General features: G+C 71.6%; 22 protein-coding genes. 20 read left to right on the plus strand and 2 right to left on the minus strand.

What is annotated here, in order from left to right:
• Positions 1–95 precede the first annotated feature (95 nt).
• On the minus strand, positions 96–953 hold the full coding sequence (locus ACFC79_RS27015) for an acyl-CoA thioester hydrolase/BAAT C-terminal domain-containing protein (RefSeq protein ID WP_376244900.1): 858 nt from the start codon (positions 951–953) through the stop codon (positions 96–98).
• Positions 954–1,050: 97 nt separating this feature from the next.
• Positions 1,051–1,935: an SIS domain-containing protein gene (locus ACFC79_RS27020; RefSeq protein ID WP_376244901.1), complete on the minus strand. Its 885-nt coding sequence runs from the start codon at positions 1,933–1,935 to the stop codon at positions 1,051–1,053.
• 185 nt (positions 1,936–2,120) lie between these two features.
• Here ACFC79_RS27020 and ACFC79_RS27025 point away from each other — a divergent pair, with 185 nt between their 5' ends.
• The 20 genes from ACFC79_RS27025 to ACFC79_RS27120 all read left to right on the plus strand — a co-directional run bounded on the left by ACFC79_RS27025 (position 2,121) and on the right by ACFC79_RS27120 (position 24,924).
• On the plus strand, positions 2,121–2,921 hold the full coding sequence (locus tag ACFC79_RS27025) for a DeoR/GlpR family DNA-binding transcription regulator (protein WP_376244904.1): 801 nt from the start codon (positions 2,121–2,123) through the stop codon (positions 2,919–2,921).
• 527 nt (positions 2,922–3,448) lie between these two features.
• A complete protein-coding gene (locus ACFC79_RS27030; protein WP_376245039.1) occupies positions 3,449–4,423 on the plus strand; it encodes an ABC transporter permease in 975 nt (324 codons plus the stop codon).
• Positions 4,420–5,397 (plus strand): carbohydrate ABC transporter permease, encoded by a 978-nt coding sequence (locus tag ACFC79_RS27035; protein WP_376244906.1) that lies wholly within the window; start codon positions 4,420–4,422, stop codon positions 5,395–5,397. The genes ACFC79_RS27030 and ACFC79_RS27035 overlap by 4 nt, the downstream gene beginning before the upstream one ends.
• Before the next feature lie 74 nt (positions 5,398–5,471).
• On the plus strand, positions 5,472–7,112 hold the full coding sequence (locus ACFC79_RS27040; protein WP_376244909.1) for a hypothetical protein: 1,641 nt from the start codon (positions 5,472–5,474) through the stop codon (positions 7,110–7,112).
• Between the two features lie 50 nt (positions 7,113–7,162).
• Complete coding sequence (locus ACFC79_RS27045; RefSeq protein WP_376244912.1) at positions 7,163–8,335, plus strand: Gfo/Idh/MocA family protein; 1,173 nt, start codon at positions 7,163–7,165, stop codon at positions 8,333–8,335.
• 339 nt (positions 8,336–8,674) lie between these two features.
• Complete coding sequence (locus ACFC79_RS27050) at positions 8,675–9,676, plus strand: MBL fold metallo-hydrolase (protein ID WP_376244915.1); 1,002 nt, start codon at positions 8,675–8,677, stop codon at positions 9,674–9,676.
• 111 nt (positions 9,677–9,787) lie between these two features.
• Positions 9,788–11,260, plus strand: a complete 1,473-nt coding sequence (locus ACFC79_RS27055; protein ID WP_376244917.1) for an ATP-binding protein — start codon at positions 9,788–9,790, stop codon at positions 11,258–11,260.
• Complete coding sequence (locus ACFC79_RS27060; protein WP_376244920.1) at positions 11,257–11,682, plus strand: roadblock/LC7 domain-containing protein; 426 nt, start codon at positions 11,257–11,259, stop codon at positions 11,680–11,682. The genes ACFC79_RS27055 and ACFC79_RS27060 overlap by 4 nt, the downstream gene beginning before the upstream one ends.
• Positions 11,679–12,032, plus strand: a complete 354-nt coding sequence (locus ACFC79_RS27065; RefSeq protein ID WP_376244922.1) for a DUF742 domain-containing protein — start codon at positions 11,679–11,681, stop codon at positions 12,030–12,032. Before ACFC79_RS27060 ends, ACFC79_RS27065 begins: the two co-directional genes overlap by 4 nt.
• The gene (locus ACFC79_RS27070) at positions 12,010–12,624 is read left to right on the plus strand and encodes an ATP/GTP-binding protein (protein WP_376244925.1); all 615 of its coding nucleotides are present in this window, start codon (positions 12,010–12,012) and stop codon (positions 12,622–12,624) included. Before ACFC79_RS27065 ends, ACFC79_RS27070 begins: the two co-directional genes overlap by 23 nt.
• Positions 12,621–13,895 (plus strand): cytochrome P450, encoded by a 1,275-nt coding sequence (locus ACFC79_RS27075; RefSeq protein WP_376244927.1) that lies wholly within the window; start codon positions 12,621–12,623, stop codon positions 13,893–13,895. Before ACFC79_RS27070 ends, ACFC79_RS27075 begins: the two co-directional genes overlap by 4 nt.
• A 104-nt stretch (positions 13,896–13,999) precedes the next feature.
• Entirely contained in the window at positions 14,000–14,401 is a 402-nt protein-coding gene (locus ACFC79_RS27080; RefSeq protein ID WP_376244930.1) for a cell division protein SepF, read from the plus strand.
• A 235-nt stretch (positions 14,402–14,636) separates the two neighbouring features.
• A complete protein-coding gene (locus ACFC79_RS27085; RefSeq protein WP_376244933.1) occupies positions 14,637–15,905 on the plus strand; it encodes an ATP-binding protein in 1,269 nt (422 codons plus the stop codon).
• Entirely contained in the window at positions 15,902–16,270 is a 369-nt protein-coding gene (locus ACFC79_RS27090; protein ID WP_376244936.1) for a nucleotide pyrophosphohydrolase, read from the plus strand. The genes ACFC79_RS27085 and ACFC79_RS27090 overlap by 4 nt, the downstream gene beginning before the upstream one ends.
• A 124-nt stretch (positions 16,271–16,394) precedes the next feature.
• Complete coding sequence (locus ACFC79_RS27095; protein ID WP_376244939.1) at positions 16,395–16,931, plus strand: DUF6099 family protein; 537 nt, start codon at positions 16,395–16,397, stop codon at positions 16,929–16,931.
• A 215-nt stretch (positions 16,932–17,146) separates the two neighbouring features.
• Positions 17,147–18,070 carry an LLM class F420-dependent oxidoreductase gene (locus ACFC79_RS27100; protein ID WP_376244942.1) on the plus strand — a complete coding sequence of 308 codons (924 nt, stop codon included), beginning with the start codon at positions 17,147–17,149 and terminating at the stop codon, positions 18,068–18,070.
• Between the two features lie 195 nt (positions 18,071–18,265).
• A complete protein-coding gene (gene mmuM / locus ACFC79_RS27105) occupies positions 18,266–19,297 on the plus strand; it encodes a homocysteine S-methyltransferase (protein WP_376244945.1) in 1,032 nt (343 codons plus the stop codon).
• Positions 19,298–19,341: 44 nt separating this feature from the next.
• Positions 19,342–20,883 (plus strand): 3' terminal RNA ribose 2'-O-methyltransferase Hen1, encoded by a 1,542-nt coding sequence (locus tag ACFC79_RS27110; protein ID WP_376244948.1) that lies wholly within the window; start codon positions 19,342–19,344, stop codon positions 20,881–20,883.
• Positions 20,880–23,450, plus strand: coding sequence for a polynucleotide kinase-phosphatase (locus tag ACFC79_RS27115; protein WP_376244951.1), 2,571 nt, complete (start codon positions 20,880–20,882; stop codon positions 23,448–23,450). Before ACFC79_RS27110 ends, ACFC79_RS27115 begins: the two co-directional genes overlap by 4 nt.
• 238 nt (positions 23,451–23,688) lie before the next feature.
• Entirely contained in the window at positions 23,689–24,924 is a 1,236-nt protein-coding gene (locus ACFC79_RS27120) for an arginine deiminase (protein ID WP_376244953.1), read from the plus strand.
• Positions 24,925–25,051: the final 127 nt, after the last annotated feature.

A 25,051-nucleotide genomic window follows, 5' to 3' on the forward strand; every position in this document is an offset into this window, starting at 1 on the left:
GAGGGGCCCGGAACACACCGGCCCCCCGGAGCGCCCCGGGGCCGTGCCGGACGTGCCGCCGCGTGCGGGACGTGGCACGGCCCACCGTGTCCCGATCAGCCGTCGTCCCGCCACCGGTGGTCCCCGCGGAGCACGTCGAGGACGTACGGCCATGCCGCCGCGCCCAGCGCCGCGTCCGCGGCCGGTGAGCCCCCGTACCGGAAGTGCGCGGATTCGGGGGCCGGACCCTCGCCGGGGAAGCGAGGGCGGTGCCCGGCGTCGGGGCCGGCGACCAGCCGGACGGGCAGTCCCGCCGCCCTGCGCCGGGCGGTCAGTTCCTCCGCCCAGGGAAGCGAGGGCCACATCGCGTCGTCCCCACCGGCGACGAGCACGAGGTCGGCCGGGGCCCTGTCCACCTGGATCGCCGCCGCCGCGACGCGGCCGGCGAACGTGCGACGGCTCCGCTCGTACCAGCTCCGGACGGCGACGGGGCCGCCCTCCTCAGCGGGGTCCGGGGCCCAGCCCTCGTCGTAGGGGACGAACGGCAGCGGTTCGCCCCGCCAGGTCCACGAGGAACGGTACGGCAGGTTTTGGCCGTCGCTGCCCGGTCCGACGTTGGCCCAGGTCAGCGAGGTCGGCGAGACGGCCACCACGGCGTCGATCCCGGGCAGCAGCACGGACAGGTGCAGCGCCGCCTCGGCGCCCTTCGACGTGCCCAGCACGCCGATCCGCCGGACGCCGTGCGTGCGGAGCACCTCGATCGCGGGACCGAAGGCATCCAGCGGGATCTCGCAGATGCCCGGTGACTGCCCGGCCCCGCCGAACCAGCGGACCGACAGCGCGCACAAGCCCTCCCGGGCCAGCAGGCGGCACCGTTCGGCCTCGATGCGCCCGCTGGACCCGGAGAGTACGAGCACCCCGGCCCCGCCGTCCGCAAAACCGTCCGCGGGCATGGCGAGAAACCCCTCGCGCACGCCCGGGATGGGCGGGTCGTGAGGGGTTCTCCGGTCGGTTCCGCGCGCACTCGCGCCCGATGCGCCGAACGTGCGCTCGGTGATGTCCACCGGGCGGTCAGGCGTCCGTGAGGACCACCGAACGGGTCAGGTTGCGCGGTCTGTCCGGGTCCAGGCCGCGGGCCGTCGCGCGGGCGACCGCCAGGCGCTGGACGCGTACCAGATCGGCCAGCGGGTCCAGGTCGCTCTCCACCCAGCGGGCCCCGGTCGCGAGCAGCTGCTCCGACAGGCCCTCGGGAGCGGTGCCGAACATCCAGGTCGCGGTGGTGTCGGTGGCGATGCTGATCGGGCCGTGACGGTACTCCATCGCGGGGTACGACTCGGTCCAGGAGAGCGACGCCTCCTTCATCTTGAGCGCGGCCTCGTTGGCGAGCCCCACCGTCCAGCCCCGGCCGAGGAAGGTGAACTGGGTGCAGTCCACCAGTCCTTCGGGCAGCGGCTCGGCCAGTGCGGTTTCCGCGTCGCGCACCGCGACATCGGTGTGCAGGCCGAGGTGGGCGCGGAACAGCGTCAGCGCGGTGGTCGCGAACCGGGTCTGCACCACGGACTTCTCGTCGGCGAAGTCCAGGACGACGACGTCGTCCGCGGAGGTCATGACGGGGGTCTCGGGGTCGGCGGTGACGGCCACCGTGCGGATGTCACCGCGCAGGCGGTCCAACAGGTCCAGCACCTCGGTCGTGGTGCCCGAGCGGGTGAGCGCGACGACCCGGTCGTAGCGCCGGCCGAAGGGGAATTCCGAGGCGGCGAAGGCGTCGGACTCGCCCTGCCCGGACCCCTCGCGGAGCGCGGCGTACGCCTGGGCCATGTAGAACGACGTGCCGCAGCCGACGATCGCGATGCGCTCACCGGCGGCGGGCAGGGCGGCGGCCCGGGTCTCGGCCAGTTCGGCGGCGCGGCGCCAGCACTCCGGCTGACTCGCGATCTCGATCTCGACAAATGACACTTTTGCACTCCGAACTCGTAGTGGGATGCTCGTTTACGCACGCTATACGCGTACTACGAGCATTATCAAGCATTCTCCTTGCAGGAGACTTGACTGGACAGAGCCTTGTGCCACGCTTGCGCGTGTCCGGTGACCGTACCCAAGGGGATGGGTGCCCGAAGCCCGGGCAGGTGAGGAGAGTTCTCTTGTCCAGGGAAACCCGGTGGAACGCGCTGCTGGAACTCGTCGGCAAGAACGGCCGGGTGGAGGTCGAGCACGCCGCCGCCACCCTCGACGTCTCGGCCGCGACCATCCGCCGCGACCTGGACCAGCTGGCCGAGCAGCAACTGCTGACGCGTACCCGCGGCGGCGCGGTGGCGCACGGCGTCAGCTATGAGCTCGCGCTGCGCTACAAGACCGGCCGCCACGCCCCCGAGAAACAGGCCATCGGCCGTGCCGTTTCCGAACTGGTGGCGGTGGGCGAGGTGGTGGGGCTGACCGGCGGTACGACGCTGACCGAGGTGGCGCGCTCGCTGGCGGTGCGCTCCGATGTCGTCGGCGACACCGCGGCGGGGGCGGGCGGTCAGCCGGCCCTGACGGTGGTCACCAATGCCCTCAACATCGCCAACGAACTGGTGATCCGCCCGCAGATCAAGATCGTGGTGACCGGCGGTGTGGTCAGGCCGCAGTCGTACGAGCTGACGGGGCCGCTGGCCAGTGGGGTGCTGGGGGAGATCACGCTGGACGTGGCCGTGCTGGGGGTCAACGCGATCGACACCGAGCGCGGCGCCTACGTCCACCACGAGGGCGAGGCCAGCATCAACCGGCTGCTCGCCCAGCAGGCGCAGCGGGTGGTGGTGGCGGCGGACTCGTCGAAGATCGGCAAGCGGGCCTTCGCCCGGGTCTGTGATCTCGGCCAGGTGGACTTCCTCGTCACGGACAAGGGGATCACGCCCGAGGCCGCTGCCCGCTTCACGGAGGCCGGTGTCACGGTCGTCGCCGTCTGAGCCGTTCCGCACAACGGCGGGCCGTCACCCCGGAGGGTGGCGGCCCGCCGTTGTGCGTGCGCATGGACGAAGCAGGACGACGCGCCTGAAACAGGGGCGCATCACCTTTGATGTCCTTGCTCGGGGGTGTTGGCAGAAGGCATCTCCAGTGCATGATCGAGCACCCCAGATCGCCGTCACATGGGGGAGCGGGTCCGCCTCGCAACCTTCCTGACGGGCCGTCCGCTGTCGCTTTCATGCCGGTTGGCTGCCCTATTTCGGGTCATCCCAGGCCGCTCGGAGGGGTCATGGGGTCGCGACGGTAACTTTTTCTATGTCAATAGATGTTCGTTACCTGTGCGAAATGAACAACTCTTGCCATCAGGGCGCAGCGTCGTGAAATATGTGCCTGTCGCCGCGAGGGGGCGCCGGTCGCACCCCGACGGGGCGGGCCCGCCTCCGTGCATGCGGGACACTCCCCTGCTCCATCAGCCCTGGAGGTGCCTGTGACGACGGCAGATGCGCCGGTCTCGGCCGTGCGGTCGCCTGTGCCGCAGCCCCATGACCCCGACGACGCGGATGGCTCCGCCGGGAAGAAGCGCAAAGACATACGCATACGCCAGCCGCTTCGGCACCGCCTCAAGCGGGACAGGACGCTCCTGCTGTTCTGCCTGCCCGGCGTCCTGTACTTCGTGCTCTTCTTCTACCTGCCGCTCGCGGGCAACGTCATCGCCTTCCAGGACTACCAGCCGTTCCTGGGCTTCAAGGAGAGCCCGTTCGTCGGCCTCGCGAACTTCACCGCGCTGCTCGCCGAACCGGACTTCTGGAGCGCGGTCTCCAACACCCTCCAGATCACTGCGATCCAGCTGCTGCTCTACTTCCCCGCGCCGATCGCCCTGGCCCTGCTGCTCAACTCGCTGATCAGCGAGAAGATCAAGCGGTTCATCCAGACCGTCGTGTACCTGCCGCACTTCCTGTCCTGGGTCGTCGTGGTCGCGATGTTCAAGCAGGTGCTCGGCGGCGCCGGTTCGGTCACCACGTTCCTGATGGAACACGGGATCACCATCGGCAACGTGATGACGAACCCCGACACCTTCAAGCTGCTGATCACCGCCCAGGCCATCTGGAAGGACTGCGGCTGGGGGACCATCATCTTCCTGGCGTCCATCGCCTCGATCGACACCGGCCAGTACGAGTCCGCCGCCATGGACGGGGCCGGCTGGCTGCGCCGGATCTGGCACATCACCCTGCCGGGCATCCGGCCGGTGATCCTCATGCTGCTGATCCTCCGGCTCGGCGACATCCTCTCGGTCGGCTTCGAGCAGATCATCCTGCAGCGGGACGCCGTCGGCGCGGACGCGTCCGAAGTCATGGACACCTACGTCTACTTCCACGGCGTCATCGACGGCGACTGGGGGATGAGCACGGCCGCGGGTCTCATGAAGGGCGTCATCGGATTCGCCCTCATCCTCGCCGCCAACAAGCTGGCCCACCGCTTCGGTGAGCAGGGAGTGTACCGATGAGTCAGCAGACCCTCGAACCCCGCAAGACCGTCGCCGCGCGGCTGCGCACCGCCCGGTTCGGGCCCGGCGGCGCCGAGCGCCGACGCGCCTCGTCCGGCCGCCCGCCGTGGATGGAACGCCCGCACTGGTACGGGCAGGGCGCGAAGGCGCTCGCCCTGATCGTGCTGACCGTGATCGTGCTCTACCCGTTCGTCCTGGCCATCGGCACCAGCCTCGCGGGCCGCGAGGAACTCAACGCCAACGGCGGGTACGTCCTGATCCCCAAGCACCCGACGGTGGAGGCGTACCGCGTCATCCTCTCCGGCGGGGTCGTCACCCAGGCCGCGCTGGTCTCCATCTGCATCACCCTGATCGGCACGGCGCTGAGCCTGGCGTGCACGGTGATGATCGCGTACGGCACCTCGCGGCCCGGGACCGTTCTCGGCAAGCCGATCCTGCTGCTGGTGCTGGGCACCTTCCTCTTCGCCCCGGGCATCATCCCGACGTACCTGGCCGTCCAGCAGTTCAAGATGCTCGACACCTACGCCGCGCTGATCCTCCCGGTCCTGCTCAACGCGTTCAACATCGTGGTCGTGCGCTCGTTCTTCCAGAGCATCCCGGAGGAGTTGTACGACGCCGCGCGGATCGACGGCGCGGGCGAGTGGACCGTCCTTCTGCGGATCGTCCTGCCGCTGTCCAAGGCGGTCCTCGCCGTGGTCGGACTCTTCTACGCGGTCGGCTACTGGAACAGCTTCTTCAACGCGGTGCTCTACCTCAACGACTCCAGCAAGTTCCCCATCCAGGTGATCCTGCGCAGCTACGTCCTGAACGGCCAGAGCATCAACGCACAGGCCATGGGCGTCCACGCGATCCCGCCCGCCACCTCGTTGCAGATGGCTGTGCTGATCATCGCCATCGTGCCCATTCTCTGCGTCTACCCCTTCCTGCAGAAGTTCTTCGTCAAGGGCGTCCTCACCGGGGCGATCAAGGGCTGAGCGGCCCGCCCGCCCGCACCGGACCCGCCGCCGCGGCGGCCCCACGCACTTCGCACATTCCTAGGAGCACCTCCATGTCCACCAACCTGTCCAGGCGCGGTTTCATGGGCGCGGCGGGTATCGCCGGTCTCACCGTCGCCGGTCTGACGTCCCTCACGGCCTGCGGCAGCGGCGCCACCATCAGCAAGGGCGGGGCCAAGGCGTCGGCCAAGCTGAAGCTTCCGGCGTACGTCCCCGTGCAGACCGCCCCCGCCGACCTCGCGGGCAACGCGGCCGGACTCGACGCCACCTACCTGCGCTACCCGAAGCAGCTGACGAAGTCGGTGGCCAAGGCGCCCGGCGACGCCAGCCGCATCACCGCCCTCACCGAGACCTTCACCACCCCCGCACCGCCGCAGGCGAAGAACGCCTACTGGCAGGAGCTGAACAAGCGTCTCGGGGCGCGGTTCGACATGACGATCGTCGTCGACCAGGGCGTCGACGCCTACCTGACCAAGTTCAATGCCATGATGGCCAGCGGCGACATCCCCGACCTGGTCTGGTTCCCGCCCAACCAGGGCATCCAGCGGGTGCCCGAGCTGCTGGACGCCAAGTTCCACGACCTCACGCCGCACCTGTCCGGCGACGCCGTCAAGAAGTACCCCAACCTGGCGAACCTGCCGACCACCGCATGGAAGACCGCCGTGATCAACGGCAAGATCCGCGGCGTCACCGTCGCCTACGGCTCCATGGGCCAGGTCTACGTCGTCAACCAGGACTTCTGGAAGCCGGTCGGCGGCGCGGAGTTCACCAGCGCCGAGGACTTCCTCGCCAAGGGCAAGGAACTGCTCGACGCCAAGCGGAACAAGTACGTCCTGGAACCGCAGTACGTGAACCATGTCGGCATGTTCGCCCAGTGGTTCGGCGCCCCCGCGGGCTGGCGGCTGGAGGGCGGCAAGCTCACCCACATGTACGAGACCGAGGAGTACCAGGAGGCCCTGGCGTTCGGCCTGAAGGTGGCCGAGGCCGGTCTCTTCTGGCCCGACCCCAACCTCTCCACCACGATGGAGAAGATGGCCCAGGGTTCGCTCGGCGCGTACGTGCAGTCCTTCCCCAGCTTCCTGGTGGACGCCAAGACCTACGACTTCCCGTTCGGCGTCATCGTGCCGTTCGCCGCCACCTCCGGAGCGAAGCCGCGGTACAGCATGGGCTACGGCTCGGTCGGCTACACCGCCATCAACAAGAAGGCGGACGCCGAGCGGGTCGAGATGCTGCTCGGCGTGCTGGACTACCTGGCCGCGCCCTTCGGCACCGAGGAACGGCTCTTCCTCGACAACGGCATCGAGGGCACGCACTTCACCCGCACGAAGGACGGCGACGTGCAGCTCACCGACAAGGGCAACGCCGAGGCCGTCACCACCGCCATGCCGCTCGCCTTCCTGGCCGCCGGACCCGAGTACATCTACCTGCCGGGCAAGGCGGAGCTGGCCGGCCGCATCCACGGCTGGCAGCAGGAACTCCTCAAGATCAGCCAGTCGAGCCCGGTCAGCGGCCACTTCTCCGACACGTACACCCGCAAGGGCGCCTCGCTCACCACGGCCATGAGCGACGTCCAGAAGGACATCATCGCGGGCCGCAAGCCGATCTCCGCCTTCCAGGACGAGCTGCGCAAGTGGCGCTCCGGCGGCGGTGACAAGATGCGCGCCGAGTACGAGGCGTCGCTCGCCGGCAAGTAGCCCCGCCTCCCCAACGGCCCGCACCACCCGCACAGACAGAAGGGAACACCGTGTCAGATCTGCGCCTCGGCGTCATCGGGCTCGGCCTGCGCCGCTCCATCGCGACGTCCGCCCACCACCCCGGCAAGGGGTCGGCGATCACCGCCGTCTGCGACCTCGACCCCGAGGTGCGCCGCCGCGAGGCCGAGCGCTTCGGCACCGATCTCGCCGTCGAGGACTACAAGCTGCTCCTCGGCCGGGACGACATCGACGCGATCATCGTCGCCACCCCCGACGACACCCACGAGACGATCGCCATCGACGCGCTGCGCGCCGGCAAGGCGGTTTTCGTCGAGAAGCCGCTCGGCATCACCGTCGAGAGCTGCGACAACATCCTGCGCGCGGCGTACGAGACCGGCACCCGGCTGTACGTCGGACACAACATGCGTCACATGGGTGTCGTGCGCCTCATGCGCGACATCATCGCCCGCGGCGACATCGGCGAGCCGAAGACCGTGTGGGTACGGCACTTCGTCGGCTACGGCGGTGACTACTACTTCAAGGACTGGCACGCCGACCGGACCCGTACCACCGGCCTGCTGCTCCAGAAGGCCGCCCACGACATCGACGTCCTGCACTGGCTGGCGGGCGGCTACACCCGCCGCGTCAACGCGCTCGGCGATCTCCTCGTCTACGGCGATCTGCCGCGCCGCGAGCCGGACACCCCCCGCCCGGAGAACTGGCTGCGCGAGTTCGACTGGCCGCCGACGGACCGCAAGGACCTGCACCACATCGTGGACATCGAGGACGTCTCGGTGATGAACATGCAGCTCGACAACGGCGTCGTGGCCGCCTACCAGCAGTGCCACTTCACCCCGGACTACTGGCGGAACTACACGGTCATCGGCACCCGGGGCCGCCTGGAGAACTTCGGCGACGGTCCCGGAGACGAGGTCAGGGTCTGGAACACCGGCCCCAGCGGATACCGGCGCGAGGCCGACATCACCTACCGGGTGCCGGACGCCGGAGGCTCGCACGGCGGCGGCGACACTCGGATCATGGAGGAGTTCTGCCGCTTCGTGCGCGACGGCGGTGTCACCGACACCTCGCCGGTCGCCGCGCGGATGAGCGTGGCCGCCGGGGTGCTCGCCACCCGTTCGCTGCGCGAGGGCGGCGCGCCGTACGACGTGCCGGCCCTCGCCCCGGAGCTGATCGCATACTTCGAGCGCGGCCAGGTCCGCTGACGGCGGCCCGCCGCCACAAGTCGCCCCGGGTCCGCGGGGACCGTCGTCCCACGACGCGGCCCCCCGGCTCGGGGCGATTGTTTTCAGCCATGCTCGGTGGGTAATCGGCGCCCTCGGGTTTGACGACGGCCCGACAGCGGTCGGGACCGGCGCGTGGGGCAGTCGGGCGAAATGTCGTGAATGGAGTGAGAGGTCCCGTATGGGGTGGTGGAATGTCGGTTCCGTAGGGTCGCCGATGCGCCGCCGTCGATCCGGGTGAGCTGTGATTTTGCGCCAACGGAACCCAATTGTGACCGAGTTCGAACGCATGGCCGGAACGTGGTCGGCATAATCGCGTCCATGTCGATCACGGGTGGGGAAGTCGTTGACCTGGGACGTGGCCTGTACGCCTGGCTCCCGCCGAAACGGGGCTGGGGGCTGGCCAACTGCGGCCTGCTCGTCTCGCCCCGCGGCGCGCTCTGGATCGACACCCCCTACGACACACTGCTGGCCGGCCAGTTCCTCGCCGAGTCCACCAGGCGGCTGCCCGACGGGGCCCGGATCGACCGGGTGATCGTCACGCACGCCAACGGCGACCACTTCTGGGGCGCCGGTGTGCTGCCGGACGCGGAGATCATCGCCACCCGGGAGGCCCGGGAGCACATCCATTACGAGCCGACGCCGAAGCAGCAGCACGCGCTCGTCACCGGCGGCGACCGGGAGTCCGCGCTCGGCGCCTACCTGGCACGCCACTTCGGCCCCTTCGACTGGTCGCGGACCGAGCCGGTGCACCCCACCACCTACTTCACCGGCGAGCTCGAACTCACCCTGGGGGAGTACCCGGTCCGGATCTCCGCCCTGCCGTCCGCGCACACCACAGGTGACCTGATGGTCCATCTGCCCGCGCAGGGCGCCGTGTTCAGCGGGGACGTCATCTTCTCCTCCAGCTCCGCGCAGCCGGGCGACCACCCGGTGCACTGGGCGGGCCCGCTGGACAACGTGATCGCCGCCTGCGAGCGGGTCCTGGACACCGGCGCCGAGATCATCGTTCCCGGGCACGGGCCGGTGCTCGACCGGGCCGGGGTGCGCGAACACATCGTCTACCTGGAGTACGTGCGCGAGCGCGCCCACGCCTTCCACACCGCGGGCGTGCCGGCCCTGGAGGCGGCCCGCCGCGTGATCGGTGAGGGCCGCTACCCGGAGCTGGGGCTTCCGGAGCGGTTGGTGGTGACCATCGGCAGCGAGTACCGGCACCTGGACGGTTCCGAACTGCCCGGTGTGCTTCAGGTGATGACCGATGTCGCCGTGGTCGCCCGGGAGGTCGAGGAATCCCGCGACCCGGGTGGTGCGGCGGAGCAGTGAGCACCACCCCCGCAGCGGCCCGCACCGGGGACCGGCTCCGCCCGGACCCCCGGCCGGGACGAAGACCGAACCGGCCGAAGACCGGTCCGACTACAGAAACGCGGTGACGGCATGGGATGGATCCTGGCGGTGATCGCCGCCGCGGCCGCCGTGGCGGCGGCCGTCCGCGCACAGAACGCGGCACGCTCGGAACAGCTGGCGCTGACCCGCGCCGAGGCCGCCGAACGGCAGGCGAAGGCCGCCGAGGCCCGTACCGCCGCCCTCACCGACGAGATCCGGCAACTCGCCCGGCGGCGCATACCCGCCGCCGCCCTCGCGCTCTCCCACCCCACCGCGCCGGTCCCCGGACTGCGGGAGGCGGCCGAGATCGACGGCGAGGCCGCCCGGCTGCTCACCGAGTCCGTACAGGCCGTCCGTACGGCGGTCGTCGAGGAGCGCGGCCGGGTGGACGCCGCGGCGCGTGCGGCGATGCGCGGCACCTCCGCCAAGATCCAGTCCCTGCTCAACCAGTCCCAGCAACTCCTCCACGAGCTCCAGCACGAGTACGACGACCCGCGGATCCTGCAACTGGACTTCCGCAACGAACTGGCGCTGCGGCGCACCCAGACCACCGCCGTGCTGTGCGACGCCTGGCCCGGGCTCGCCCGGCAGAACTCGCCGCTCGTCGAGATCGTGCTCGGTGCCCAGTCCCGCGTCGCCGGCTACGAACGGATCAAGGTCGCCAACCACCTGCGCGACGAACGGCTCGCGCTCGTCGCCCGCGCCGCCGAACCGCTCGCCATCGCGCTCGCCGAACTACTGGCCAATGCCACCGCGTACTCGCACCCGGACACCGACGTCCACGTGACGATCCAGCAGAGCGGTGGGCGCGGCGCGTTCCTGGTCGTCGACGACGGCGGCATCGGCATGGACGACGACGCGCTGGCCCGGGCCCGCGCCCTGCTGGCCGGTCCGTCCGAAGTGCTGCTGACCGAGCTGGGCGACCCGCCGCAGACCGGCTTCGCCGTCGTCGGCCGGCTCGTGGCCCAGTACGGATTCGACTGCCACATCGAGGCATCCCCGTTCGGCGGCATGCGCACGATGCTCCGGGTCCCGGCCCATCTGCTGATCGTGCTGGAGGACGAGCGCACCCTGTCCGTGCTCGCCCCCGCACCCGTCCGGGCACTCGGCACGACGCCCGCCCCCGCGGCGGCGTCCGCGGCCCCGCCCGCCGGAGTCGCCGAGTCCGGCCCCGCCGACCGGGCACCGGCGGCAGCGCGGCCCGAGGCCGCGGCGCGTGCCGAGGAGGCGGCCCCCCGGGCCGCGGCCGTTCCCGGGCCCGCCCCCGCCGCCGACCCGTCCACCGGGCTCCCGACCCGGCGGCGCCGCACGCCCCGTCCCGCCCCGGCCCGGACACCGGCCGCCGCGTCCGCCGGCCCGGACCGCGACCGGGTGTCCCGCACACCGGAGCAGGCGGAGGCTTCCTGGGCGGCCCTGCAACAGGGCACCCTCAACGGCAGGAGCGTCGTCCGGCGCCCCGCCGCACCGGCACCGGACGACCAGGACCACCACAACCGCCAGGACGAGCAAGGAGACGAGACGTGAGCGCCCCCACCCCCACCACAGGTGACCTCGCATGGGTGCTGACCCCCCTGCTGGAACTCCCCGGGGTCCAGCACGCCGTGGTCGCCACCGGTGACGGCCTCGTCGAGGGCGCGTCCCCCGACCTGGACCGGGCCTCCGGCGAGCGGGTCGCCGCCATGACTGCCACGCTGCACGCCGCGGCCCGCGCCTTCACCACGGCCTTCACCGACGTCGAGGCCCCCGGCCTGGCGCAGACCGTCGTCGAGTCCGACCAGGGCTTCGCCATCGTCGTGCCGGCCGGGAACAACACCACGCTCGCCCTGTTCGCGGAACCCGGGGCCAAGCTCGGTGACATCGCCTACCAGATGCAGGTACAGGTCACCGCCCTGACCCGGGCGATGAACGCCCCCGCCCGCCAACCGGACAGCGCCGCCCGGCCGTGACCGCCGGCCGAGGACGCCGCCTGATACCCGCCTACCTGGTCACCGGTGGCCGGTCCCGGCCCGCCGGCCGCGCGCTCGACCGGCTGGCCGTGCTGGTGCGCACCGACACGGACCTGCCGCCGGACACCGGTTCGGAGCAGCGCAGACTCTGCGAACTGCTCGAACCGGGCGCGCTCACCGTCGTCGAATGCGCGGCCCATCTGGACCTTCCGGTGAGCGCGACCGTCTTCCTGGCCACGGACCTCGCGGCCGCCGGACATCTGCACACCCGACCGCCCATCCCCAGCGCCGGGGAGATCGACCGGTCGCTCGTCGAGAGGCTGCTCGTTGGACTCCGCTCCCTCCACTGACCGCGTCGGCGTCGGGTACCTCCCGCCCGCCGCCCGGACCCTGATGAAGATCGTCGTCACGGGTCCGTTCGGCGTGGGCAAGACCACCCTGATCCGCACGCTGTCGGAGATCGCCACGCTCCACACCGAAGAGGCGATGACCCAGTCCAGCACCCGGTTCGACGACACCGCGGGCCTGCCGGACAAGACCACGACCACCGTGGCCGTCGACTTCGGCCGGCTCACCGTCCTCGACGACCTGGTGCTCTACCTGTTCGGCACCCCGGGCCAGCAGCGGTTCCTCCCGCTCTGGGAGGACATCGCCCGTGGCGCGCTCGGCGCGCTCGTCCTGGTGGACACCCGCAGGCTCGCCGACTCCTTCGCCGTCATGGACATGGTCGAGGAGCAGGGGCTGCCGTACGCGGTCGCCGTCAACCGCTTCCCCGACGCCCCCGCCCACAGCGACGAGGTCCTGCGCAAACACCTCGACCTCGCCCCCGAGACCCCGCTGGTGCAGTGCGACGCCCGTGAGCGCCGCGGCAGCATCGACGCGCTGATCGCGCTGGCCGAACACGTGCTGACCGGCCTGCCCCGGCCCGAGGACCCGTCATGACACCGCTCGTACCGCCCCCGCAGCCCCTCGCGCTGTACGGCCCGGACTTCGCCGCCGACCCGCGCGGCCACTACCGGCGCCTGCGCGAGCACGGCCCGCTGGCCCCCGTCCGGCTCGCCCCCGGCATCGACGCCCTCCTGGTCACCGACTACCAGGCCGCCGTCGACCTGCTGCGCGACACCCACACCTTCACCAAGGACCCGCGCGCCTGGCAGGCCACCGTCCCCGACGACTCACCGGTCCTGCCGATGCTCGGCTACCGGCCGACCGCGCTGTTCAGCGACGGAGAGGTGCACGCCCGCTACCGCCGGGCCATCAACGACGGCCTCGCCCTGATCGAGCCGCACGTCCTGCGGGCCGAGGTCGCCCGGGTCGCCCAGCGGCTCATCGGCGAGTTCGCCGCCACCGGCAGGGGCGACCTGATCGCCCAGTACGCCCGACGTCTCCCGCTGCACGTCTTCGCCACCTGGTTCGGCGTGCCGGCGGGCGACGCGGAACGCATCGTCAACGGCATCGCCGGCATGTTCAACTCGGCCGAGGACGCCACCACCGCCTACGCCGACTTCGTGCAGGTCGTCACGGAACTGGTAGCGGCCCGGCGCGCCCGGCCGCGCCGCGACCTGACCTCCTACCTCCTCGCCCATCCGGCGGGCCTCGACAACGACGAGACCGTGCGTCAGATCACACTGATCATGAGTGCGGGCCACGACCCGACGACCAACCTGATCGGCAACGCCCTGCTGCACATGCTCACCGACGCCCGCTACGCGGGCTCGCTGCACGGTGGCGCGATGACGGCGCATCAGGCGATTGACGAAGTGCTCTGGCAGGACCCGCCACTGGCCAACCTCGCGGCCCACTACCCGCGCCACGACACGGAGTTCCACGGCGTCCGGCTGCGCGCCGGGCAACTGCTCCTGGTCTCCTACGCGGCGGCCAACACCCAGGCCGAGCCCGGCTCCTCGGCCCCCGGGACCCGCTCCGGGTCCAGTGCCCACCTCGCCTGGTCGGCGGGCCCGCACCGGTGCCCGGCCAAGCAGCCCGCGCTGCTCATCGCCATGACCGCGATCGAGCAGCTCACCAGCCAGTTGTGCGACACCGAACTGGACGTGCCGGTCGACCGGCTGGCCTGGCGACCCGGACCCTTCCATCGAGCCCTGGCCCGCCTTCCGGTACGTTTCACTCCGGTCGACATGAGTGCGACATCGGGCCCGGACGAGGCCGCAACGGACCTTCAGGACGGCGCGGCGGCGGTGCCGATCGGCCCGTGAACCGTGTCGGTGGTACGCCGAACGGGTGAGGGACGAGAGAATTGCCCGATGAACAGCGAGCGCAGCGGGCGCAACGCCGACCGAAGCACAGACGGGGTGGTCCGGTGAGCAGATATGACAGGTACGACGTCACGGACGAGCAGTGGGAGGGGCTTGCCCAGGTCGTGCCGCTGCGCAGCCGCGACGCGTGGCCGTCCCGGGTCGACCACCGCACGGTTCCCGACAAGATGCCGGAGGCCGAACAGCGGCGCCTCGTGGTGCTCCGGGTCCAGGTCTTCGCGGACGCGCGGGAGGTGGCGGAGTACCTGGTCGCGCAGGTCCCGGTGCTGCTCGATCTGACCAGCGCCGAATCGGACGTGGCCAAGCGCATCCTGGACTTCACCAGTGGGGTCGTCTTCGGGCTCGGCAGCGGTATGCACCGGGTCGACCGGAACGTCTTCCTGCTGTCCCCGGTCGGCATGGAGGTCGAGGGAGCCGCCGCGGCGGCGGGGATTCCCGGCTCGTGACAGGGTCGCCGCGCCGGGGTGGTTCGTCCGTCGGCCCGGGTGCCGACCGGACGCGGGGGCCGGATGTCCGTCGGTGTTCCGCCGGGATCCGGAGCACGATCGGGCCGGGCGGGAAGGGTCTCCGCGGGCGGGGGAGCGCCGCCCATTCCGGATCGCCGGAGCGGGCGTAGCCCGATCGTAGGAAGGTCGTTCAGGCGGAACGGTTCTCCTGCCCCCGTCCGCGTACCGTCCGCCCATGACCGCACTCCTCCCGGGGGCCGACGCCGCACTGCCCTCCTCCGGTACGCCGACCCGTGCGGCGGGCCCGCCGATCTCCGCAGTCCGCGTCCGTGCCGAGGAGCCCGTCCGTGCTCCGGACCCGCTCCGTGCCACCGGGCCCGTCCGCCGGGCCGGACCTGTCGTCACCGAACTGCGGCTGTCCGCCTTCGCCTCGCATCGCGGCGCCGCGTTCTCCCTCGGCCCGGTCACGTTCTTCACCGGCCCCGGCGGCAGCGGCAAGTCGAGCGCGCTGCGGGCGTACGAGGCGCTGGCCCGGCTGGGCGGCGGGGAATCCCTCGCCGAGGTGTTCCCGGATCCGGTGGGCTGTGTGCCGGAGGGCGCCGCGGCCGATGCGCAGGGCCGGCGCGGGTTCCGGATCGGCTGCACGACCGACGGACCGGCGGGGCCGGTGCGGCTCGACGTCGCCGTGCAGGCGGAACCGACCCTCCGAATCGTCGGTGAACGTCTCACCGGCGGCGGCGAGACCCTGCTCGCCACCGCCTTGCGCGACCCGGGACGGCCGATGGTCCAGGCCGCCTGGCACACCGGCGGAACGGTTCCGGTCACCCGGGCCCCGCTGCCCGACGACCGGCTCGGAACGTCCTTGCTGCCGTTGCGCGTGGCGGGCAGGACCGCGGGACAGTTACAGGTCCTGGCCGCCGCGGAGCAGACGGTGGTGGCCCTGAGGTCGGTCTTCCCCTGCGCGCCGCAGCCGTCGCGGATGCGCGCCCCGGTGCCGGCGGGTGACGACCGGCTCCGCCGGGGCTGCGGCAACCTCGCGGCCGTGCTGGAACGCACGCGCGCCGACTGCTCCCGGCGGCACGCCCGACTGGTCGCCGCCGCCCACGCGGGCTGCGCCGGACCGGTCACCGCGCTGGGGGTGGAGCGGACGGCGGACGGGCTGCTGCGCGCGACGGTCGGGCGCGGGCCGGGCCGCACCACACCGCTCGACCGCCTGGGCGACAGCGAACTGAGGTATCTCGCGCATGCCCTGGTGCTGCTCGTCGGCCCCGGGGTGCTGGCGGTGGATGCCGCGGGAGAGGTGCCGTCGGCCATGCAGACCCTCACCGTGCTGGCCGACGGCTTCGACCGCGACCTGGACGGGCGGCAGGTGCGCGGGTTGTTGGAACTCGCGGTCACGGTCGCGGCAGCCGGGCACATCGGGCTGGTGGGCACGGTCACGGAACGCGGTGCTGAGGGGGCCCGGGAGACGGCCGGGGCGACGGTGGTAGACCTGGAGCGGTGACAGAACTTGATGTACGAGCCCTGCAGCAGCGACTCGCCGCGTTCGCGGCCGCACGTGGCTGGGAGAAGTACCACACCCCGAAGAACCTGGCGACGGCCTTGAGCGTCGAGGCGTCCGAACTCGTCGAGATCTTCCAGTGGCTGACTCCGGACGAGTCGGCGCGGGTGATGGAGGACGCCGAAACGGCCCACCGGGTGGCGGACGAGGTCGCGGACGTCCTCGCCTATCTGCTGCAATTCTGCGAGGTGTTGGGGATCGACGCGCCGACGGCACTGGCGGAGAAGATCGACCGGAACGAGGTCCGCTTCCCGGTCCCGGAGCGTCCGGAGGGCGACGAGGCCCGGCATCGTCACTCTTCGGAGTGATCAACTTGTGCACAGTTGAATTCCTGTCCACAGATTTCCGAATTCCCCTGGCTTTCCGGTACCGGTGCCCTCACTGTGGGTAATGGATGAGTTGAGCGGCTTTTCGTACGGATGGGGGTAACGCATGGAAGCGGAGAGGCTTGTCGGAGTCAGTCGGCGTGCGCTGGCACAGAGCCGGGGCACACCGGACACCATCGCCGAGGCATGGCAGGCCCAGGTGCTCGCCCAGGCGATCGGCAGCAGGCTGGCGGTGGACGGTCCCAAGGAGTTACGGGGCGAGGCGCGCGGGCTCAGCGAGATCGGCGGGAGGAGTGGCGGGCCGCTGGACCATCCGGTGGCACGGGCCCAGGTGGCGCGGGCCGCGCAGCTCTCCGCGCTCGCCGAGCCTCGGACGACGTTGACCGGGCTGGGCACCTTGCTCGGAGAGGTCGGGATGGCACTGGTCAAAGTGGCCTGCGAGACCGACGAACAGGCGCTCTACTGGCAGTGCATGGAGGCGATCGACGCGGCCGACGAGTCGATGGACCGGGTACACGGAATGCTGCGGCGCCTCGACGAACAGGAGCGCGAACGGCAGCAGGATCTGGAGCGCGGCCGGGAGCGGGACGGCCCGTACGGCGAGATCCGCGGTTCGGCAGGTTCGGCGGCGGGCCGGTCCTGATCCTTCGGGGCTCCGTGCCGGTGCGGACCGTGACCGACTGGAGCATCGTGGCCGCGCGGATTTCCGCGAACGGCCCGCACGGTCCGTGGGCGGCCGGGGCCGGGAAGCGCGGGGTGCGCGGTGAGGACCGGACGGGTCCCGGCACCGGGCCGGTGGTGGCCCGGGGGAAGGAGGCGGGGAGGAACGACCGGCGTCCATAGGTGCAGGATGGACGCATGGATCTTCGAATCTTCACCGAGCCCCAGCAAGGGGCCGACTACGACACCCTGCTCACCGTCGCCAAGGCGGCCGAGGACCTCGGCTTCGACGCCTTCTACCGTTCCGACCACTACCTCCGCATGGGACCGGGGGACGGCCTGCCCGGCCCGACCGACGCCTGGATCACCCTGGCCGGGCTGGCACGGGAGACCAAGCGGATCCGTCTCGGCACACTGATGACGGCGGGGACCTTCCGACTCCCCGGCGTGCTCGCCATCCAGGTCGCACAGGTCGACCGGATGTCCGGCGGGCGCGTCGAGCTCGGACTGGGCGCGGGCTGGTTCGAGGAGGAGCACAAGGCCTATGGCATCCCGTTCCCGAAGGAGAAGTTCGGCAGGCTGGAGGAGCAGCTGGAGATCGTCACCGGGCTGTGGGCGACCGAGATCGGCAAGAAGTTCGACTTCGACGGCACCTACTACCAGCTGACCGACTCGCCCGCCCTGCCCAAGCCCGCGCAGACCAAGGTGCCGATCCTGATCGGTGGCCACGGAGCGACACGTACACCGAGGCTGGCCGCGAAGTACGCGGACGAGTTCAACATCCCCTTCGCGTCGCTGGAGGACAGTGAGAAGCAGTTCGGGCGGGTCAGGGAGGCGGCCCGTGCGGCCGGCCGCGAGCCGGACGACCTGACGTACTCCAACGCGTTGGTCGTCTGCGTCGGCAAGAACGACGCCGAGGTGGCACGCCGCGCCTCCGTCATCGGCCGTGAGGTGGAGGAGCTGAAGGCGAACGGGCTCGCAGGTTCGCCGGCGGAGGTGGTCGACAAGATCGGCCGGTACGGTGCGATCGGGGCGTCGCGCATCTATCTCCAGGTCCTGGACCTGGAGGACCTGGAGCACCTGGAGCTGATCTCGTCCCAGGTCCAGCCCCAGCTCGGCTGAGTGCCCGTCGGGTGACCTCCGACCGGGCGGACCCGCTCCGGTCCTTCCGCCCGGGGCGGCGTGCGGGCCACCCGGTCACGGCTCCGGTCCTGCGGAGCGCGGGCCACCGGTCACGGGCGCGACCCGGATCGGAGACCCGGTTCAGAAACCCGGCGAGGAACCCGGCCGGGAACCCGGCTCACCAGGGAGGTATCCGTGCGGTTCGCCCGTCCGTCCGAGGGGACTCCCGCCCGTGCGCTCGGCGACGCGCTCGCCCGGGAGGCGGTGCTGCTCGACGGCGGTCTCTCCAACCAGTTGGAGGCCCAGGGCTGCGACCTGTCCGACGCGCTGTGGTCGGCCCGGCTGCTCGCGGAGGGACCGGAGCGGATCGAGGCGGCGCACACGGCCTATGTGCGGGCGGGCGCACAGGTGCTCATCACGGCGAGCTACCAGGCGACCTTCGAGGGGTTCGGGCGACGGGGCATCGGCCGGGCCGGAGCGGCGGAGCTGCTGGCCCGCAGTGTGCGGCTGGCCCGGCGGGCCGCGGGCGGGGCGGGACGGGACGTCTGGGTCGCGGCATCGGTCGGCCCGTACGGGGCGATGCTGGCGGACGGCAGCGAGTACCGGGGACGGTACGGGCTCTCCGTCCGGGCACTGGAGCGGTTCCACCGGCCGCGCGTCGAGGCCCTGGCCGCGGCCGGGCCCGATGTGCTGGCGCTGGAGACGGTGCCGGACGTCGACGAGGCCGCGGCGATGCTGCGCGCGGTCGAGGGATGCGGGCTGCCCGTCTGGCTCTCGTACAACGTGGCGGGGGACCGAACCAGGGCGGGGCAGCCGCTGGAGACGGCCTTCGCCCTGGCGGCGGGGCACGGACAGGTGCTCGCCGTCGGGGTGAACTGCTGCGATCCGGCGGACGTGGACCGGGCCGTGCGGGTGGCGGCCGGGACGACCGGGAAGCCGGTCGTCGTCTACCCCAACAGCGGTGAACGGTGGGACTCCGGGGAACGGCGGTGGGCGGGCGGTGCCACGTTCGACCCCACAAGGGCGCGGGCATGGTGCGATGCCGGGGCCCGGCTGGTGGGCGGCTGCTGCCGGGTCGGCCCGGACACCGTCGCGTCACTCGCCGAAGTGCTCGGCGGATCGGCGAAGGCCGGGGAGGACACGGAGGGAAAGGGGGATGCGGAGGGGGAGGAGGAAAGAACGGAAGGAGGGCCGGCCGCAACGGGCGAGGGCCGCGACCACAGGTGAAAATGCTTGGTGGCGGATGAGCTGACCGGACCATACTCGGACACGTGTTCCTGACGATCAGTACCACCGGCAACCCGGAACGTCCCGCGACCGACCTCGGCTTTCTGCTGCACAAGCATCCCGACAGGGCGCAGGCGTTCTCCACCTCGCACGGCGTGGCGCATGTCTTCTATCCCGAGGCATCCGCCGAGCGCTGCACCGCGGCGCTCCTGCTGGAGGTCGATCCCGTGGCGCTGGTGCGACGGAGCAAGGGCAAGGGCCGGGGCGGAGCCCCTGACGCGGCGCTCGCACAGTACGTCAACGACCGCCCGTACGCGGCGTCGTCGTTGCTCTCCGTGGCGATGAGCACCGTCTTCAAGTCCGCGCTGAACGGGGTGTGCCGGGCGCTGCCGGAGCGTGCGCAGGAGCCGCTTCCGCTGCGGATCGAGGTACCCGCGCTCCCCGCGCGCGGTGGTGCGGAACTGGTGCGGCGGATCTTCGGCCCGCTCGGCTGGACGGGCGTGGAGGCGGTGGCCGTACCGCTGGACGAGCGGTTCCCGGAGTGGGGTGACTCGCGCTACGTACGGCTGGTGCTGGAGGGGGAGCTGCGGCTCGCGGACGCGTTGCGGCAGCTGTACGTCCTGCTGCCGGTGCTCGACGACGCGAAGCACTACTGGGTCGCTCCGGACGAGGTGGACAAGTTGCTGCGGGCGGGCGAGGGCTGGCTGGCCGGCCACCCCGAACAGAAGCTGATCACCAGCCGCTACCTGTCCCGGCGGTGGGGCCTGACCCGTCAGGCGGCGCAGCGGCTCGAACTGGTGCGGCTCGCCGAATCGGACGACCTCGACGTCGACAGCGTCGACAACGCGGTCGACGAGACCACGGACACCGAGGAGAGGCCGGTGCCGCTCGCCGAGCAGCGGCGTGCCGCGATCCTGGCGGCGCTGCGCGCGGCCGGGGCGCACCGGGTGCTGGACCTCGGCTGCGGCCAGGGCCAGTTGGTGCAGGCCCTGCTCAAGGACGCGGCCTTCACGGAAGTCGTCGGAGTCGACGTCTCCATGCGGGCCCTGACGATCGCGGCGCGCCGCCTGAAGCTGGACCGGATGGGCGAGCTCCAGGCCCGGCGGGTCACCCTTCAGCAGGGGTCGCTGACCTACACCGACAAGCGGCTCAAGGGGTACGACGCGGCCGTGCTCAGCGAGGTCGTCGAACACCTCGACCTGCCGCGGCTGCCCGCGCTGGAGTACGCCGTATTCGGTGCGGCCCGCCCGCGGACCGTCGTCGTGACGACACCCAACGTCGAGTACAACGTCCGCTGGGAGACCCTGCCGGCCGGACACGTGCGTCACGGCGACCACCGTTTCGAGTGGGCACGGGCCGAGTTCCGCGACTGGGCCCGGGAAGTGGCGGACCGGCACGGGTACGGCGTGGAGTTCCTGCCGGTCGGGCCGGACGACCCGGAGGTCGGGCCGCCCACCCAGATGGCCGTGTTCACGAAGACCGCCGCCGACAACACCGCGCACCGGACCGAGAAGGACAACACCGCGCACCGGACCGAGAAGGACGACGCCGCGCACCCGACCGAGAAGAAGGGGGAAGCCGCATGACCGGTACCGCCCGCACCCTGCCCGTCACCGACCTCTCCCTCGTCGTGCTCATCGGGGCCAGCGGCTCCGGCAAGTCCACCTTCGCCCGCAGGCACTTCAAGCCGACACAGGTGATTTCCTCGGACTTCTGCCGCGGCCTGGTCGCCGACGACGAGAACGACCAGAGCGCCAGCCGGGACGCCTTCGACATCCTGCACGTGATCGCCGGCAAGCGGCTCGCCGCCGGCCGGCTGACCGTGGTGGATGCCACGAACGTCCAGTCCGAGGGCCGCAAGCAGCTGGTCCAGCTGGCCCGGAGCCACGACGTGCTGCCCATAGCGATCGTCCTCGACCTGCCCGAGGAGGTCTGCCTGGCACGCAACGCGGCCCGTCCGGACCGTGCCGACATGCCGCGCCACGTCGTCCGGCGCCACCGCGGCGAACTGCGCCGTTCGCTGCGCGCCCTGGAGCGCGAGGGCTTCCGCAAGGTGCACGTCCTGCGCAGCGAGGAGGAGGTGGAGCGCGCCGAGGTCGTGCTGGAGCGCCGCTACAACGACCTGCGCCACCTCACCGGCCCCTTCGACATCATCGGTGACATCCACGGCTGCAGCTCCGAGCTGGAGACGCTGCTCGGCAGGCTCGGCTACGTCGACGGCGCGCACCCCGACGGGCGCACCGCGGTCTTCGTCGGCGACCTCGTCGACCGGGGGCCCGACAGCCCCGGCGTACTGCGCCGCGTCATGTCCATGGTGTACGCGGGCAATGCGCTGTGCGTACCGGGCAACCACGAGAACAAGCTCGGGCGGTACCTCAAGGGCCGCACGGTGCGGCCCACCCACGGACTCGCCGAGACCATCGAGCAGCTCGACCGGGAGGACGAGAAGGACCCGGAGTTCCGTGCGCGGGTACGGGAGTTCATCGACGGGCTCGTCAGTCACTACGTACTGGACGGGGGCGCGCTCGTCGTCTGCCACGCCGGGCTGCCCGAGAAGTACCACGGCCGCACCTCCGGGCGGGTCCGCTCGCACGCGTTGTACGGGGAGACCACGGGGGAGACCGACGAGTTCGGCCTGCCCGTGCGCCACCCGTGGGCGGAGGAGTACCGGGGCCGTGCCGCCGTGGTCTACGGCCACACCCCGGTGCCCAACACCTCCTGGGTCAACAACACCATCTGCCTGGACACCGGCGCGGTCTTCGGCGGGAGGATGACCGCGCTGCGCTGGCCGGAGCGCGAGATCGTCGACGTGCCGGCCGAGCGGGTCTGGTACGAGCCGGTCAAGCCGCTGGTCACCGAGGCGCCCGGGGGCCGGGAGGGCCGACCGCTGGACCTCGCCGATGTGCACGGCCGCCGGATCGTGGAGACCCGGCACATGGGGCGCGTCGCGGTCCGCGAGGAGAACGCCGCGGCGGCGCTCGAAGTCATGAGCCGGTTCGCCGTCGATCCCCGGCTGCTCGGCTACCTCCCGCCGACCATGGCACCCACCGCCACCTCGCGCGAGGACGGCTACCTGGAGCACCCGGCCGAGGCATTCGCCCAGTACCGGGCGGACGGGATCGCCCGGGTGGTGTGCGAGGAGAAGCACATGGGCTCGCGCGCGGTGGCCCTGGTCTGCCGGGACGCCGACGCCGCCCGTGAACGTTTCGGCGTGGGCGATGCCTCCCGCGGGGGTGCCGAGGGAGGCCCGACCGGGGCGCTGTACACCCGCACCGGGCGACCGTTCCTCGACGACGCCGCACTCACCGAGGTGATCCTCGGCAGGCTGCGCACCGCCGTCACCGCCGCCGGGCTCTGGGAGGAGTGGGACACCGACTGGGTGCTGCTCGACGCCGAACTGATGCCGTGGTCCCTCAAGGCGTCCGGACTGCTGCGCACGCAGTACGCGGCGGTCGGTGCCGCGTCGGGCGCCGTCCTCCCGGCAGCCGGTGCCGCCCTCGCGGCGGCGGCCTCCCGCGGGGTGGACGTGACCGCCCTCGCCGACCGCCGACGGGAGCGGGCCGAGGACGCGGCCGCGTTCACCGAGGCGTACCGCCGCTACTGCTGGACCACCCGGGGGCTGGACGGGGTGCGGCTCGCCCCGTTCCAGATCCTCGCCGTGCGGGGCCGCTCGCTGGCCCCCGTGCCGCACGACGAGCAGCTTGCCTGGATCGACCGGCTGGTCGAGCACGACCCGACCGGGCTGCTCCAGGTCACCCGACGGCTCGTCGTCGACACCGGGGACGAGGAATCGGTGCGCGCCGGCATCGACTGGTGGCTGGAGCTGACCGGACGCGGCGGCGAGGGCATGGTCGTCAAACCGCTCGCCGCACTCGTCCGGGACGGCAAGGGGCGGCTCGTCCAGCCGGGCATCAAGGTGCGCGGCCGGGAGTACCTCCGCATCATCTACGGCCCGGAGTACACCCGGCCGGAGAACCTGGAGCGGCTGCGCGGCCGGTTCCTCGGCCACAAGCGGTCGCTGGCGCTGCGGGAGTACGCGCTCGGGCTCGAAGCGCTGGACCGGCTGGCCGGCGGGGAGCCGCTGTGGCGGGTCCACGAGGCGGTGTTCGCGGTGCTGGCCCTGGAGTCGGAGCCCGTCGACCCCCGGCTGTAGGCCACGTCCTCGCACCACCGTCCGCCGTGACCGGCAGGGGGTACCGGAGGCCGCTCCTCGCGGGCGGACACCGCCGGCCACGGCGCCGGGCACGCCGCGCGGCGGAGTACGGCACCGGCGGGCCGCCCGTCGGAACCGGGGGCGATCCACCGGCGCCGACGGGCGGGGCCGCCGCGCCACCGGAAACGCGGGGGCGATGAGCCGGGTGAACGGTGCTCGGCATGGTGAGGATGGAGACATGGGATTCCACGTCGACTCCGAGACCGGGCGGCTGCGCCGCGTCATCCTGCACCGACCGGATCTGGAACTGAAGCGGCTCACACCCGGCAACAAGGACGCGCTCCTCTTCGACGACGTTCTCTGGGTGCGCAGGGCCCGCCAGGAGCACGACGGTTTCGCCGACGTGCTGCGCGACCGCGGGGTGGAGGTGCACCTCTTCGGCGACCTGCTGCGCGAGTCGCTGGAGATCCCGGTGGCCAGACGCCTCGTCCTGGACCGGGTCTTCGACGAGAAGGAGTACGGGCCGCTCGCCACCGAGCCCCTGCGGGCAGCGTTCGAGGAGCTGCCGGCGGCCGAGCTGACCGAGGCGCTGGTCGGCGGGATGACCAAGCGGGAGTTCCTGGAGCGGCACACCGAACCGACCTCCGTCCGGTTCCACGTCATGGATCTCGACGATTTCCTGCTCGACCCGCTGCCGAACCACCTCTTCACCCGGGACACCTCGGCCTGGATATACGACGGGGTGTCCATCAACGCGATGCGCTGGCCGGCCCGGCAGCGCGAGACCGTCCACTTCGAGGCGATCTACCGTCACCACCCGCTCTTCACCGGTCCCGAGGCGGGCGCCTTCCACCACTGGTCGGAGGGGCAGGACGACTACCCGTCCACCATCGAGGGCGGTGACGTACTGGTCATCGGCAACGGCGCCGTCCTCATCGGAATGAGCGAGCGCACCACCCCGCAGGCCGTGGAGATGCTGGCCCGCGGGTTGTTCGGGACGGGGTCGGCGCGCACGATCGTGGCGCTCGACATGCCCAAGCGCCGGGCGCTCATGCACCTCGACACAGTCATGACGATGGTCGACGGCGACACGTTCACCAAGTACGCGGGCCTGGGCATGCTCCGCTCGTACACCATCGAACCGGGGGACGGGCCGAGGGATCTGAAGGTCACCGACCACCCGCCCGAGCACATGCACCGGGCGATCGCGCACGCCCTGGGGCTGGACGAGATCCGGGTGCTCACCGCCGTCCAGGACGTGCACGCCGCCCAGCGCGAGCAGTGGGACGACGGATGCAACGTGCTGGCCGTGGAGCCGGGGGTCGTCGTCGCGTACGAGCGCAACGTCACCACCAACACCCACCTGCGCAAGGAGGGCATCGAGGTCATCGAGATCCGGGGCAGCGAGCTGGGCCGGGGCCGGGGCGGCCCCCGGTGCATGAGCTGTCCCGTGGAGCGCGACGCCGTGTCGTAGGGCCCGATCCGCCGGACGTACCGCCGCACCGCCGCGCACGAGGTGCCGTGCGCGGCGGTGCGAACAGGCGCTGTATAGTGATGCATTCTTTCGTATAGACTTTCATCGTTGCTGTACGTCCGACCGT

The organism is Streptomyces sp. NPDC056061, assembly GCF_042266885.1.
Taxonomy (GTDB): Bacteria; Actinomycetota; Actinomycetes; order Streptomycetales; family Streptomycetaceae; genus Streptomyces.